Source organism: Alloalcanivorax balearicus MACL04 (assembly GCF_025532145.1).
GTDB lineage: Bacteria > Pseudomonadota > Gammaproteobacteria > Pseudomonadales > Alcanivoracaceae > Alloalcanivorax > Alloalcanivorax balearicus.
The window spans coordinates 17,741-32,806 of sequence record NZ_ARXS01000016.1; the positions used below are offsets into that span (position 1 = coordinate 17,741).

8 protein-coding genes and 1 tRNA gene are annotated in these 15,066 nt (G+C 56.6%); 3 read left to right on the forward strand and 6 right to left on the reverse strand.

Annotation, left to right across the window (positions count from 1 at the left end):
* Positions 1-311: 311 nt before the first annotated feature.
* The 5 genes from MA04_RS13835 to MA04_RS13855 form a co-directional block, all read right to left on the reverse strand.
* The gene (locus MA04_RS13835; protein ID WP_262461038.1) at positions 312-623 is read right to left on the reverse strand and encodes a hypothetical protein; all 312 of its coding nucleotides are present in this window, start codon (positions 621-623) and stop codon (positions 312-314) included.
* Positions 624-1,478: 855 nt separating this feature from the next.
* On the reverse strand, positions 1,479-1,745 hold the full coding sequence (locus tag MA04_RS13840; protein WP_262461039.1) for a hypothetical protein: 267 nt from the start codon (positions 1,743-1,745) through the stop codon (positions 1,479-1,481).
* Positions 1,746-1,998: 253 nt separating this feature from the next.
* Positions 1,999-2,469: a hypothetical protein gene (locus MA04_RS13845; RefSeq protein WP_262461041.1), complete on the reverse strand. Its 471-nt coding sequence runs from the start codon at positions 2,467-2,469 to the stop codon at positions 1,999-2,001.
* Positions 2,466-9,704: an RHS repeat-associated core domain-containing protein gene (locus MA04_RS13850; protein WP_262461042.1), complete on the reverse strand. Its 7,239-nt coding sequence runs from the start codon at positions 9,702-9,704 to the stop codon at positions 2,466-2,468. The genes MA04_RS13845 and MA04_RS13850 overlap by 4 nt, the downstream gene beginning before the upstream one ends.
* Before the next feature lie 34 nt (positions 9,705-9,738).
* Positions 9,739-10,077, reverse strand: a complete 339-nt coding sequence (locus MA04_RS13855; protein WP_262461044.1) for a hypothetical protein — start codon at positions 10,075-10,077, stop codon at positions 9,739-9,741.
* A 187-nt stretch (positions 10,078-10,264) separates the two neighbouring features.
* Between MA04_RS13855 and cysZ the strand changes: the two genes are divergently transcribed.
* Complete coding sequence (cysZ, locus tag MA04_RS13860) at positions 10,265-11,041, forward strand: sulfate transporter CysZ (RefSeq protein WP_262461046.1); 777 nt, start codon at positions 10,265-10,267, stop codon at positions 11,039-11,041.
* Positions 11,042-11,137: 96 nt separating this feature from the next.
* Here the strand turns inward: cysZ and uvrB are convergent, their stop codons facing one another.
* Positions 11,138-13,153, reverse strand: coding sequence for an excinuclease ABC subunit UvrB (gene uvrB / locus MA04_RS13865; protein ID WP_262461047.1), 2,016 nt, complete (start codon positions 13,151-13,153; stop codon positions 11,138-11,140).
* 273 nt (positions 13,154-13,426) lie between these two features.
* Between uvrB and MA04_RS13870 the strand changes: the two genes are divergently transcribed.
* Positions 13,427-14,617, forward strand: a complete 1,191-nt coding sequence (locus MA04_RS13870) for a pyridoxal phosphate-dependent aminotransferase (RefSeq protein WP_262461048.1) — start codon at positions 13,427-13,429, stop codon at positions 14,615-14,617.
* A 68-nt stretch (positions 14,618-14,685) separates the two neighbouring features.
* Positions 14,686-14,761 (forward strand) — tRNA-Asn (locus MA04_RS13875).
* Positions 14,762-15,066 lie beyond the last annotated feature (305 nt).

Below are 15,066 nucleotides of genomic sequence, written 5' to 3' on the forward strand. Positions count from 1 at the left end.
CCAGTCAAGAAAGGCAAATGGCAAGACCTGACCCCCAGAGCCCGCTCCTTTGGATTTCGAGAATACAAACAATCATCAGATCTATAGCCGGCCTCTGCCCACAGGATTCAGAGTGGGTAAGAAGCTCCCGGCGCAGCGGTCTAGCCATCCGTGGCTCCTCCAGTCATTGCTTTATCTATACGAAAATTCCAGCCTCACCCCTTCGAAAGGCACAAGGCAAGACCTGCCCCCCACCCCAGGTGCCTCGCTGCCACTCTTTCCAGCCAAGAAAGGCAAAGGGCAAGACCTGCCCCCCAGAGCTCACTGAGCTTTTAGTCCTCTATCTTTTCCAGTACAGCAATTACCTCTCCCCAACCAACTTCGATATCAACCCCACCAACAAAATCAATTGCAAGACCAGGAAATACCTGCCATTCCTCCTCTGGCATGCATATAATAGAAATTTCCGCCCCACCAGATTCCCCGATATGCAGAACTTTATCTATGGCATCAACCTGAGCAGGATGATAAATACCATTGAAATAAGCCCTAAACCTATGACCAACATCAATAGAAAATGTCTTAGGAAGACGTTCATCTGAAAGAACATTTAAACTAACCCTCAGCCTGTATACCAGATCCATAAATACTACCTCGCATCATACCGTTCCCTTACCCTAACTCCGCCATATCTTATTATATCCGAGTTAACCACAGGAAGAACCTCATTCCTAAAGTGAATAAAGCCATGCCCTGCATCAGAGACAGGATACCCCAAACCGATCGTCTCTTTTCCTATTTGCATTTGTATTATCGACCTATTAATTGATTTGTTAATATTTGTATGGGTGGGGGTCAGGTCTTGCCCGGTGCCCCGCAGTCACTCTTTCCAACCCAAAAAGCAAATGGCAAGACCTGACCCCCAGCCCCCCTCTCTAAAGCAACAAACTCCTCTTTTTTTCGATACTCAAGACATCACTTAGCAAAGCCAGCGTAATTTCTCGTGCACCAAACTTAGCCATATGGAGCGTCATATTTCATCTCCCTCTTCTAAGTTTTTCGATATTACTCTGAAAAGTTCGAATTTCCTTTTCCAGATGCCGAATCCGGGATTGTTGCGCCGACCTGATTACAGACTCAGGCTGATTCTCCATATGCTATGGGTGGGGGTCAGGTCTTGCCCGGTGCCCCGCAGTCACTCTTTCCAACCCCAAAAGGCAAATGGCAAGACCTGACCCCAGAGCCCGTTTTCTGTTAATCATCAATAGCTCCTAAGTTAAATATTGATTTACCCCCCCTCAGGTCTTGCCCGGTGCCTCACCGCCACTCTTTCCAGTCAAGAAAGGCAAAGGGCAAGACCTGACCCCCAGAGATCTTGTCAGGCGCAACGGTCTGGCCATCCGTGGCTCCTCCAGTCATTACTTTATCTATACAAAAATTCCAGCCTCACCCCTTCGAAAGGCACAAGGCAAGACCTGACCCCCAGAGCCCCGATCACATTATCTCAACGCTTTATCCCAAAGTTCTCTAAAAAAAAGGGGATCGACTTCAGAAGAGGCCGAAACGGTTTGAGAATCAAAAATCCCGTATCTCCCATACTCTCCCTTTTTCGCTGGGAAAACGTGAACTATTTCTCCCGAAGCATCAACCCCCACCTCTCTTAAAACTCTGTTTTTTTCATCCAACTCCAAATACACGACAGAGACCCCAAAGACTTTCTCCAAGCCTTCAATATCACTATTATCAACAAAGGTGTATTTCATCATTTTTTCGGCTTTATTATTTCTGTGTTTTTAAACCAGATCCACGGTTTATTCCAATTATACTTATGTACATGGTAATGGAAAGGAAGCCCTGATCTTGGCCCTCCCCCCTTTATCGCCCAGGTAACAGTTGCCCCTGGGTGGGGGTCAGGTCTTGCCCGGTGCCCCGCAGTCACTCTTTCCAACCCAAAAAGGCAAATGGCAAGACCTGACCCCAAGCTCCAAAGTAAGTGCCATTCGGATCAGAGCTCCTTTTTTATTCAACTTCAATGTATTCCTTATCATCAATAATGACCCGTTCGCCGACAGGTGTCTCTCGGTCCTTCCACCACGGCCCCGATGATCGAATCGTATCAACGCCAGGCCTAAAACTACCACTATCAACTTCCAGCGGTGGCAAATCAGTAATATTGTCGCGGACATATCTCAGCAATTTCTTGGTATTTTCTATCCTATTTTCACAGTCATCTTTGTATTGATAATAAATAAATTCCCTGGCATTGCCTTGAATAGCTGAACTTGCTGGCGTTTTATTGAAGCCCATATCAGGAGCTTTCCTGATCGCATCAGTAATTGTCCTAATGGTAGCTTCCTTGCTATTCAATGACGCATCACCCCAGTCAATATTAATTCTTACAATACATTCCTCGCGGGTATACTTAGCGCCTTCGGCACAAGCAATTGTACCAAATAGTAAGAAAAATATAATCAAACCGCTCTTAATCATTCAGCCCTCCAGTCATAAATATTTATCATCGGAGAACCACAATTATCACAACTTTTTGGTGTGTGGTTGATCCTCAGCGTCCAATCGAACTTCGTTCCAGGAGGACCGTAAAGCTCAATCACTCTATCAGTAGTTAGAGAGTTAGCTACACCAGAAGACAGGACTCCTTTGTAAGTAGGATAAACTCCAGGGACAGGCTTTCCATCGGCTCCGATCTCAGTAAATGTCAGCCTATAAGCTGCATTACTGACATGCAAGGAAGCTCTATCATCAGCTCCTTCTATTTTTATTTTGTGCCCTAACCTGAAGGTATCTTCGCTTCCTTCGCCGATTACTTCTCCAGCTCTGACCCACTTACCTCCTTGTTTCTCGGCCTCTTGCGCACCATGCTCAGCCATGTCATTAAAGATATACCCCATGGCCCCGGTAGCCGCACCAACCAGGAACTTGCCACCAGTGACTTCAGAGGTCGCCCCGCTGATAAGAGCGGCAAGGGCTGTTCCACTGACTCGATCTCCATCGGTCCATCCCTTGATTCTGTCACCGAGCATTCCCTGTGTCATACCACCGATAACACCGGATCGCACATCCGATCCTCTCAAACGGGCGAAGGCGGCACCGCGGGCGCCGTGGGCGAGGCCGCTGCCTGTCCAGCCCAGCCTCAAGTCACCGATGGCACCGGCGACACCGGCATCGGCGTAGGCCAAGGCGGCGGACTTCGCGCCGGCCAGCAGGGCTTTCTCGATAGGTGCGCCGCTGCCGTAGGCCACGGCCCCGGCCGCCCAGGACTGATAGGCGCTGAGGCAGCCCGCCGCTCCGGCCCCTCCGGTAAATACCCCGCACCCCGCCATGCCAACAATCCCAAACACCTCACCCGCAAACTTGTTCCTCGCAGCAAACCGGGCCATTTCCTTGCCTGCGTAGCGGGACGTCACTTCCGCGATGGCCATTTGCGGATTGAACACCGCCAGTACAATCCCCATCCGCTTCTTGATCGAGTTCCGCAGTTTCTTCCAGGTCTTGCTCAGCCAGGAGTAGCCGCTGGGGTCGGTGATGCTCATGGGGTTGTTGAGGGCGTAGCTGTAGCGGTTGTAGCTTTCCACCTGGTCCAGGCCCTTGATCACCGGGTCGGCGCTGAGGAAGCGGCTGATGGTGGGGTCGTAGATGCGGCCGCCCATGTGGATGATGCCGACGTCGTCGAGCATTTCGTGGCCGGTGTAGCCTTTGCTGGTGGCTTTTTCCGCCCGTTCCATGCCGAACCAGGCGGCGTCGCTGATCGCCGTCCAGTCCACGTCTTTTCGTGGCCGGCCCCAGGGGTCGTAGCGGTAGCGTTCGGTGACACCGCCGAGGCCGTGGGCCACGGCCACCACGGAGCCCATGCCGTCCATGAACAGGTGCTCTTCGTTGGGTGAGGTGGCGTCACCGTTTTCGAAGGACACCACCACGTCGCCGGTGATCCGGAAGCGTTCCTTGATGGTGGTCTGCCCGTTCTTCTGGATATCCAGATATTCGTAGCCCCCCAGAGAAATTTTGTTGGTGGTTTTCTCGGAGGTGGTGGTGACCTGCTTCAGGATAGAGCGGTCCGGTCCGTAGACCAGGTCCACCGTCGCGCTGGTGCCCTGAATCTGGTCCGGCTTGTTGAAAGCGGTGTAGGAGATGGTCTTGCCACCGCCGGCAAGCATGTTGCCGCCACTGTCGTAGCAGTAGCTGGCGTTGCGGGTTCCCGTAACACTGGTGACGGCATGGGGTCCCGGCGTGTATTGGGTGCCGCCTACTTCGCAGCTTTCGCCATACTGGTACTGGCCGACGTCGTTTCGCTGCAGGATGTTGCCGCTGACGTCGTAGTCGATGGACTGCTCGAAGGAGTTCCCCGGGGTGGTCATGTTGGCCACCGTGGCTTGCACCAGGCGGTCCACCACATCGTATGCGAAGGTTTCCTCCACTTGTTCCAGGTTACCCACCGCCTGCTGGGTGCGCTTGCGCATCAGCCCCTTGGCGTCGAAGTCGTAGAACTCGTTCTGGATGCCCCAGGCGGTATCGAAAGTCATCTTGGAGCGGATCTGGGTCAGGAAACCGGACGCCGAATCATGGTCGTACAGTTTGCGGATGATGCCGTTACCCTGGTACACATCCTTGATCTGACCACGCACGGTCTTGGCATTGGCCCGCCAGTAATAATCTTCCTCACCGGGCTTGCCGATCTCATGGAGTTCGCCCTGAGCGTTGTAGCGGTATTCCACGCTCAGGCTCGGGCCGTTGATCCGGTGCGGCAACGTCTCTTGTACAAGGCGGCCGGTATTGCTGTCGAACTGGCTTGAACGGGTGAACTGACGGCCATCGAAACGGGTGTCCACCTGCACCACCCGGCCAATCCCATCGTAGAAGGGCTCTTCCCGATAGCCATTGTTGGCGGTCACCAGAGCCAGGCGCCCCACCCCTTTGGCCGGGGCGTCATAGCTCCAGCTATGGGTCGCGGTCTGCCCCGCGCAGCCGTTCAAGGCGGCCTGTGATGCCTGGGCCCAGCTCAGAGAAGGCCGATAATCATCGGTGCGAGAAATCAGCCGCCCGAGCTCGTCATAGGCCGAACAGGTCCGGGCGCCACTGCCGTTCTGTTGCAGAACGATCTGGTCAAAATCGTCATAGGCGTACTGCCATTGACCAATATTCGGATCCTGGGAGCCGACCTTACGGCCCAGGGCGTCATAAGTGTTAACCAGCTCCACCTGGTCCGGAAGCACCACCTTCAGCAGCTTGCCTGAAGCATCGTATTGGTAGGTAAGCTGCCGATTGGCTGCGTCCACCACCCGGCGCAAGCGGTCCTGAACATCGTTGGTGTGAACGGTCACCTGGGTGGTCTGACCACCTCCCACGGGATCGCTCCAGGACACCGTTTGTTGCGTGGTGAGTCCGCTGTACTGATGGTTGGACGTCAAACCGGACGCGGACCGCTCCACCAGGGGGCGCCCCAGGACATCACGGGACATCACCTGATTCCAGTACACCGCTCCGCCCAGCTCATGCGGCTCGGAGGTGCGGGTCACGTCGCCGTTGGCGTCATATTCCGTCTTCGCCACGATGGTTTCGCCGGCGAAGCCGGTGGCCCGGGTTTCGATGGTACGGCCAAGCAAGTCCGTGTATTCCCGGGTCGGGCCGCTGATCGGCGTGCCGTTACGGCCTGCCAGCCAGCTTTCGGTGTAGTACACCGCGTTGGCCGGGCAATTGCTTATGCAAGCCTTGATGCGGGTCTCCCGGCGCTGCCCATCCGCGCTGAATTCGGTCAGCGGGCGTCCGAGAGAGTCGTAGTCCCAACGGGTGGTGACGTTGTTCGGGTCACTCTCCGTCAGCTTGACACCCAGCACCGGGTCATAGGTCGCTTTCGAGGTGTGCCCCAGAGTATTGCGGCTCTCCACCACGAAGCGGCCGGTGGGATCATAGGTGAATTGCGTGCTTCGTTCCGCGCCGCCAGCGCCCTTCTCCACCCGTGTTTCCGTCAGCCCATAGGCGTTGTAGGTATAGCGGGTTTCCTTGCGTAATTGCGGCTGATCCGGCTCCACGATCTCGGATTGCAGCATGCCGCCGATACCGGGCTGCGACGCTGAATAGTAGGTCCAGGCCGACGTTCTGGTAATGGTGGGCGTCGCCTGTCCCTGATACGAACCAGAGTAAGTGGCTTCGGAACGGGACTGACGGCCGAGGATCCAGTAGGTCAGGTTGTTGGTCAGATACTGGTTGACCAGTCGTTTGCTGAACGTCTGGCCCGTTCCGGAAGTGGTGACCTCCTGCATCGCCAGGTCACCGGTGTTTTTGTAGGTATTGCTGGATTCCACCGTCTTGATCAGGCTGCCGTCGAGCTCATACTCCTTGCTGACGCTGCCTTTGAGCAAAGACCGGTAACGCAGGGAGATAGCGGCATTGCGGTTCCATATATTGGAAGCGGACTGCAACGGGAATCCCTGGCCCCGGTAAACCTGGGTCTGCCACTCATTTTCTTCGCTGGAGACCAGTTGGAAGCCGCCACCGACCTTGTAATAGGTTTCGGAGCGATCCACCTGACCGACGGTATGATTGCGGACGTCCTGATTGAACCAGATGTCATGGCGTTTTCTGCCGTTCTCCGAGGTCACCCTGAGCATCTCGAAGCCGACGCCACCGAACTCATTGGGGTAGTAGCCGTAGTTCCGGTAGAAATATTGCTGGGTGTTGTAGCCGCCGATGCCGTCGGAGGCCTCCAGCTCCGAAACCACGTTCATGCCTTTGGTCAGGAAGACCTGGCCGTGACTGCCGGTGGGGTCTCCATAGGCGTACACCGACGGATCAGCGATATCTTTGTAGGTAACCCCGTACTCAAGCCCAAAGCCGTTGGTGACGCCGGTGAGCAGGTCTCCTTGCTCCGGCACCTGGGGACCGAAGCAGGCCATGCCGCGATTTCGGGGGACTAGAGACTTCCAATACAGGGCGCAATAGGCATCGTGGCCATCACCATTGATGTCCGCCCAGCCCCGATTGATGTCCCGCATACCGCGAATGTTTGATCCAAGATAGGGCAGACGATACTTCACCGGAGACGTACCGAATCCGTCTGGCGTGGAAATAAAACAGGTCAGGTGTGTATCTGTATAGGCGGTGGGAAGGCTGTTTTCCACACACCAGTCCATGCGGCCGTCCTGGTTGACGTCCATGAACTGAGTGGCTTCCGGCATCCGCTCATAGTCTTGCGCGGTTGTTGGGGTGACCTGCAGGAACGGTGAGGTGATTTCATTACCCCAGCCATCGCCCAAGGATTCCAGGCACGAAGCGCGATAACCTCCCTTGCCGTTACTGGTGGTCCAATAGATACGACAGAAATCGGAGAATCCATTGCCAGTGAAATCCGTGAACAACGCACTGAAGTATTTAGTAGAGCTACCCTTGTAAACCCACCGGTCCGGTTCACTAGCTTTGAAATGAGAACCCGTCTTGGACCAAACCCCACCGTTCAGATTCTCTCCCTGATTGTTGATATGGCAGGTAACTTTGGTTTTGGTGGTAATACAATAGTCTGGCAGCCCATCACCATTGACATCGGCCCAGTAGCCGGCCATGTCGGTGATTTCCTTGGTGAAGGCTTGTGAGAACGTGAACCCGTTGACCGATTGAACCAGACAGCGAATATACTTCTTGTTGTCTTTCAAATAGGTATAGCAATAGTCGATCTTGCCATTACCGTTAAAGTCCATCCAGGAGCGGGGACCGACATAAAACTTGCCGACGGGGCGGGACACGTCAAAAGTAATGAGCTCTTTGAACGCATTCTGCAGATTGGGTTTATTCAAGCGGCAGGTCAGCCGGTCATTATCACCCTGGATAGTGGAGTAGCACAGATCCACCAGACCGTCATCGTTGATATCGATCCAGGCAGGGTCCACATTCCAGTTATGGCGCCCCCAATCAGGAACCGGAGACTCCGAATCTTGTTGCAAGCGTGTTCCCACCAGTCCGGCATCAATTTCGACCTGCGATCCAAAGCCCCCGTTTCCATCGCTCAGATAACATATAATTTCGGCGGCGGAGCCATAGCCAGCCCCGGTACCTGATATCCGGCAATAGTCGTCATACTTATCCCGATTGATATCCACCCAGCGGGCAAAGCCTGGATAATGCAGTCCCTCTTCGAACACATAATCGGTCGAAGGAGTTCCAGGGAAGCGGGAGTAAGTGGTCTTGGAAAAATCCGGTTGACGCTCTTTCTTCCAGTTCAAAGTGATGGGTTCGAAACAGCGAACCGAGGCATCGCACTCGAAGAATTGAGCCAACAGCGAGCGTTTGGTCGCTGGGCTGGTTTCATAGCGGAAATGATATTGGCGTGCCACGGAACCGTGACTTCGAGAGGTCACACTGGCCAAACGAAGCCCCACCTTATACACCTTGCCAAGCACCGCGGTGTGCCAGCCATAGGGGTCCGGCTCATAGGTGAACTCCACCTCCGCATCCCCACTGCCGGCCTGGCCGTCCTTGACCGTGTACTCGATCTTCTGGGGGAAGTAGCCGGCGGAGCCAGGCTCGTACGTTACCCGATATCCATACCCCAAGCGGTCTTCCACGCCATCCAGAACCCAACGCCCAACCGCGTTGCTGGACAAGCGGCCAGTGATACGGGTATCCGCCCGGCTGCCGTAATACATGACATCACCGTTCTTCCCATGGACGGTAAAGCCTCCCTGGCTATAGACGATCTTACGATCGGACTCCGCCTCGGTCTGATAAATAGAGCCGTTACCCCAATAGGCACCAGATACCAGTACCAGTCGGTTGCCATCAAGGCAGGCCAGATCCTGATCGTTCCCCTTAACCCCGGTTACCAGGCCATCCCGCTCATAACTCTTTCCGCAACGCTCAATGGCGGAAGTCCCGGATATGTTGAATCCCATGCCCGCCTGGCCATAACCCGAGCCGCTGGAGTACTGGACGGAGAATGAAGGATCAACGCCAGCGCCGCCTTTGGGGAGCTGGATAGGTAAGGAAAACTGGGCCTGCCCCAATTCCACAGAGAAGGAAGAGGCGGAGGACCCGACCAGAGATGTGCTCAGCTCAATCGATTTGGGTTCCGAGAACCCGGATCCTGTCCACTGAGAGTATTTATTAACGTCGAACTGAATGACATCACCATCAGCATCCCGATTTTGCCCTATATCGACTTCGGCGCCCCCCGACACCAATTCATCACCGATATGGGTGAACTGGTCCGCCAGCTGGAAAGTTCCATCACCCTTGTTCCTCAGGAAGAGGCTGTTTTCATTGGGAGAATTGGACTTCAGAAGAACGTCGGGAATGCCATCATTGTCAAGATCTCCGATCAGGAACTCGAATTCACTGGTTGGCGACGCCGGCAGATCAGCTCCTTCGCTCATCGTACAGGCAACAAAATTGCCACTACTGGTTCCACAAAACAGCAATGGTTGATAACCAGAATCAATCGGAGCGGGAAACGAAACCTTGGTCGATATCAGGACATACTGCTGACGAGGCTTAAGCAGGATATCAGGGAGCCCATCCAGCCCATGTTCCACGCTGTCGATATCACCGTAGTAAATGTCATACCTGTTTTCATTCAAGGGAAGAGCCGCCATTGCGGAGCCCGCAACGGCAAACAAAACCACAAGAAGAACACGAAGACATTTACGATGGACTCGAACTGCTACTTGATTCGAGCCTCGAAGACATAAGAGCAACAAACCCGCGATGCAGCGCGTGAACATACCCCACCCCTTTTTTCATCCTTGTCAGAGAGACTTACCGTATGTCCAGGCTACGCACCAAACACAGGCCATCGGATGTCAGATCCTCGGGATCAATAACAACACCGATCGTGCGCCCGCCATGCATAGCGGATAGGACGATGGACAACGCGACCTGCAGACGCTCTGGATCTTCGAATTTCTCTCCAGAGAAGTAAGCGTAGTTGTATTTACAGAAATTAAGGGGGGGATCCATGGTGATGGCAAATTGACCTGCAGCCCCATATTGGTAGATGCGGGTCACCTCACCTCTATACCACTGAGGAGCAGCAAAAACGGATTGAGCACAAAAAGCGATCAAGATAAACGCAAGAAATGACTTCACCCTGTTCATACGTCGACAATCTCCATGTCAGTTATTTTAGCCCCAATGTTGCTGTGCAGTTATGCTCCCTTGCACGACACTAATAACTACTACTTCTCCACAATATTTTTCAATTGTCATTTCACGACAAATTGGCGCATACCCTCCCACCCCGTTAGACTCCGCGGTGTTTCCGTAGCCGAAGACAGGGTGGACCGTGCAGCAGATCAGTCGTGCGTTTTCCTATTTGAGTCAGGCCTTCAGTCTGGCGCGCAGCCCGGGCCTGCGTTGGTATGTCATGGTGCCGATGGCCTTTAACGTGCTGGTGTTCGGGGTGCTGTACTGGCTCTCCGCGACCTGGATTGGAGGCTGGATTTCGGCGGTGACGGCGGGTTGGGCACTGGATGGCGGGTTGAGCTTTCTCAACGGGCTGATCCAGTTTCTGGCCAACGCGGCGGTGGTGCTGGTGTGGATTTTGTTGTTGGGGGTGTTCGCCAGCGTTTTCACCCTGGGCGTACAGCTGATCGCGGCGCCGTTCATGGGTTTTCTGGCGGAGAAGGTGGATATCCAGGTCACCAGCCGGCCGATGCCGGATGAGTCCATCGGCGCGATGATCTGGCGGACCTTCAAGCGGGAGATCCGCAAGACACTGTACTGGTTGTGGCGGGCGCTCCTGGTGCTGTTCGTGGTGGTGGTGCTTTATTTCATTCCGGTGGTGAACGTCTTCGCGTCGGCGGTGTGGTTCCTGTGGTCCGGCTGGTTGCTGGGCATGCAGTACATCGACTATGGCGCGGATAACCGTCAGGTGTCGTTCGAAGAGATGCTGGTGCGGCTCAAGCGCAAGCGCTGGCTGGTGCTGACGTTCGGCTCGCTGGTGATGGGGCTGACCATGCTGCCGCTGGTGAATTTGTTCATCATGCCGGTGGCGGTGATCGCCGGGACGCTGATCTGGGTGAAGGAGTTGAGCCCGGAGGTGATGCCGGAGGTGGCGTAGCGAGACTTCACGGCCGACTATTCGCCTGCAGGCAGGCTCCCACAAAAAACCGTGCTGACGAAGCCGCTGTGGGAGCCTGTCCGCAGGCGAAGGAACTTACCGCATGAAGCCCTCTTCCCGCAGGCGATGGACGCGGTCGCGCAGGGCCGCGGCCTGTTCGAACTCCAGGTTCTTGGCGTGCTCCATCATCTTCGCTTCCAACTGATCGATTTCCTTGGCCACCTCCGCCGGTGAGCGGGCCATGTATTCCTCGCGGTCGTCCGCCACCTTGCGGGTACGCTTGCGCTCCGGCTGGCCAGCGCCGGTGGTATAAGCGTCATCCATGATATCCCGCACCTGCTTGATCAGGCCTTGCGGGGTGATGCCCATTTCCTTGTTGTGTTCGATCTGCTTGTTCCGGCGGCGCTCGGTTTCGTCCATGGCCCGGCGCATGGAGCCGGTGACCTGGTCGGCGTAGAGAATGGCCCGCCCCTGGATGTTGCGCGCCGCCCGGCCAATGGTCTGGATCAGGGAACGGTCGGAACGCAGGAAGCCTTCCTTGTCGGCGTCAAGAATGGCGACCAGCGCCACTTCCGGCATATCCAGGCCCTCCCGCAGCAGGTTGATCCCCACCAGCACATCGAACTTGCCCAGACGCAGGTCGCGGATGATTTCCACCCGTTCCACGGTGTCGATGTCGGAGTGCAGGTAGCGCACCTTGATGCCGTTTTCGTTCAGGTACTCGGTGAGGTCTTCCGCCATCCGTTTGGTCAGCGTGGTCACCAGCACCCGCTCACCCTTGGCGATGCACTCCCGGGCTTCGCCCACCAGGTCGTCCACCTGGCTGCCGGCGGGACGGATTTCGATGGCCGGGTCCACCAGCCCGGTGGGCCGCACCACCTGCTCCACCACCTGGCCGGCGTGTTTTTCCTCGTAGGGACCCGGTGTGGCGGAGACGAACACCATCTGCGGGGCCAGCCGCTCCCATTCCTCGAACTTGAGGGGCCGGTTGTCCAACGCCGAGGGCAGCCGGAAGCCGTATTCCACCAGGGTTTCCTTGCGGGAGCGGTCGCCTTTGTACATGGCGCCCAGCTGCGGCACGGTGACGTGGGACTCATCCATGATCAGCAACGAGTCCTGCGGCAGATAATCAAACAGCGTCGGCGGCGCCTCGCCGGGCTGGCGGCCGGAGAACAGCCGCGAGTAGTTCTCCACGCCGTTGCAATAGCCCAGTTCCTGAAGCATCTCGATGTCGAAACGGGTACGTTGCTCCAGCCGCTGCGCCTCCACCAGCTTGTTGTTGTCCCGCAACAGCTTGAGACGGTCGGCCAGCTCCTCCTTGATCATTTCGATGGCCTTGAGCACGGTCTCCCGTGGCGTCACATAATGGCTCTTGGGGTAAATGGTGACGCGCCCCACCCGCTTGATCACTTCGCCGGTGAGCGGATCGAAGATACTGATGTCCTCGATCTCATCGTCGAACAGCTCCAGACGTACCGCCTTGCTCTCCTCTTCCGCCGGGAAGATGTCGATCACGTCACCGCGCACCCGGTAGGTGGCGCGGCGGAAGTCCATCTCGTTGCGGGTATACTGCAGCTCCGCCAGGCGCCTCAGCAGGTCGCGCTGATCAATATGATCGCCACGCACCAGATGCAGCACCATGGCGTGGTAGCTGGCCGGATCCCCCAAACCGTAAATGGCCGACACCGTGGCCACGATGATGGTGTCCGGGCGCTCGATAATGGCCTTGGTGGCGGACAGGCGCATTTGCTCGATGTGCTCGTTCACCGAGGCGTCCTTGTCGATGAAGGTGTCCGAACTGGGTACGTAGGCTTCCGGCTGGTAGTAGTCGTAGTAGGAAACGAAGTACTCCACCGCGTTTTCCGGGAAAAACGCCTTGAACTCCCCGTACAGCTGGGCGGCCAGGGTCTTGTTGTGCGCCATCACCAGGGTCGGGCGCTGCACCTGCTGGATCACATTGGCCATGGTGAACGTCTTCCCCGACCCGGTCACCCCGAGCAGGGTCTGATGGCCGAGCCCATCCTCTAGCCCTTCCACCAATTGCGCGATGGCCGTGGGCTGATCCCCGGCGGGCTGGTAATCCGAGTGCAATTTAAACGCGGTGTCTGCCATGGTGTGTCGCTGTCCTGCTGTGGGGCTGTACTGCCGTGGGGTAAGAGCGGCGCGAGCCAGTATCCGCCCGCTTCCCGACAGTCTATGTCAGTAGTGATTGACCAACCGGTCATGGGCCCGCGGGAGCGGCCGCGGGCCGCCCTATCACGGACTGTCCACCGCTCCCGCCAAACGCAGTCACCCTATGAGATCCAGGCCGGATGCGGTAATATTGCGTGCCCCGGTCCGTGCCAAAAACCGGGTTCCAATCATCATCCGATAGATGAGGAGTGCATGTCCGATATCAACCTTTCCGACCGCGTCCAACGCATCAAGCCTTCCCCGACCCTGGCGGTGACCTCCAAGGCCGCCGAGCTGCGAGCTCAGGGCAAGGACATTATTGGACTGGGCGCCGGCGAGCCGGATTTCGATACCCCGGATCATATCAAACAGGCCGCCATCGAGGCGATCAATGCCGGCAAGACCAAATACACCGCGGTGGACGGCACTCCCGGCCTGAAACAGGCCATCGTCGACAAGTTCAAACGTGAGAACGACCTGAGCTACGAACCGGCCCAGGTGCTGGTCTCCAGCGGCGGCAAGCAGAGCTTCTTCAACATGGCGCTGGCTCTGTTCAACGACGGTGACGAAGCGATTATCCCGGCCCCCTACTGGGTCAGCTACCCGGACATGGTGAAAGTGGCCGGCGGCATACCGGTGATCCTGGAAACCACCCTGGAAAACCGCTTCAAGATCACCCCGGAACAGCTGGCCGCGGCGATCACGCCGAAGACCCGCCTGTTCGTGATCAACAGCCCGTCCAACCCGTCCGGCATGGCCTACACCAAGGAAGAGCTGGCGGCGCTGGGTGAGGTGCTCAAGCAGCACCCGGACATCGTGGTCGCCACCGACGACATGTACGAGCACATCCTGTGGACCGGCCAGCCGTTCGTGAACATCGTCAACGCCTGCCCGGACCTGTACGACCGCACCGTGGTCATGAACGGCGTCTCCAAAGCCTACTCCATGACCGGCTGGCGGATCGGCTATGCCGCCGGCCCGCAGAAGCTGATCGGCGCCATGAAGAAGGTGCAGAGCCAGAGCACCTCCAACCCGGCCTCCATCAGCCAGGCCGCCGCCGAAGCGGCCCTGGCCGGCGATCAGCAATGCGTGGCGGACATGGTCAAAGCATTCAAGGAGCGCCATGACTATGTGGTGGAAGCTTTGAACGCCCTGCCCGGCGTCAGCTGCGCCCCCGGTGACGGCACCTTTTATGCCTTCCCGGACTTCTCCGGCGCCATCGCCGAGATGGACGGCGTGTCCAGCTGTACCGAGCTGGCCACCAGGCTGTTGGAAGAGGCAGGCGTCGCTCTGGTACCGGGCTCCGCCTTCGGCGCCCCCGGCTGTCTGCGCCTGTCCTTCGCGGTAGGCCTGGACACCCTGAAGGACGCGGTGAGCCGAATCGAGAAGGTATTGAACAAATAAGCAACAAACGGACTCGGGGGTGTTGACGCCCCCGAAGGCCGCCACTAATATACGCGGCCTCAAGACATTCCGCCTTAGCTCAGTTGGTAGAGCAGCTGACTGTTAATCAGCGGGTCGCTGGTTCGAGCCCAGCAGGCGGAGCCAAACAGAAAGGGGTCTATCCATCGGATAGGCCCTTTTTCTTTGCCCGCTGATTGAGCGGCCAAGGCCGCTTGTTAATCAGCGCGCGAATCCAGTGAATTCGCCTAGTTCGAGCCCAGCAGGCGGAGCCAAATAGAAAAGGGTCTATCCATCGGGTAGGCCCTTTTTCTTTGCCCGCTCGCCTCTCCCCCAACAACGGACTCCCGTCTTCTTTCCAATCGCTGTGGGAAGTCTGCTTGCAGACGAATTCTTTTCCCTTCCTCCATCCCTTTGTTGTCCCCTTTTCCTGTTTTGCAAAGGAGTTGGCC

What these genes read in the sequence shown, in the direction of transcription:
- uvrB (WP_262461047.1), bottom strand. Translation starts at nt 13,153, where the DNA reads ATGGCAGACACCGCGTTTAAATTGCACTCGGATTACCAGCCCGCCGGG.
- MA04_RS13870 (WP_262461048.1), top strand. Translation starts at nt 13,427, where the DNA reads ATGTCCGATATCAACCTTTCCGACCGCGTCCAACGCATCAAGCCTTCC.
- MA04_RS13840 (WP_262461039.1), bottom strand. Translation starts at nt 1,745, where the DNA reads ATGATGAAATACACCTTTGTTGATAATAGTGATATTGAAGGCTTGGAG.
- MA04_RS13845 (WP_262461041.1), bottom strand. Translation starts at nt 2,469, where the DNA reads ATGATTAAGAGCGGTTTGATTATATTTTTCTTACTATTTGGTACAATT.
- MA04_RS13835 (WP_262461038.1), bottom strand. Translation starts at nt 623, where the DNA reads ATGGATCTGGTATACAGGCTGAGGGTTAGTTTAAATGTTCTTTCAGAT.
- MA04_RS13855 (WP_262461044.1), bottom strand. Translation starts at nt 10,077, where the DNA reads ATGAACAGGGTGAAGTCATTTCTTGCGTTTATCTTGATCGCTTTTTGT.
- MA04_RS13850 (WP_262461042.1), bottom strand. Translation starts at nt 9,704, where the DNA reads ATGTTCACGCGCTGCATCGCGGGTTTGTTGCTCTTATGTCTTCGAGGC.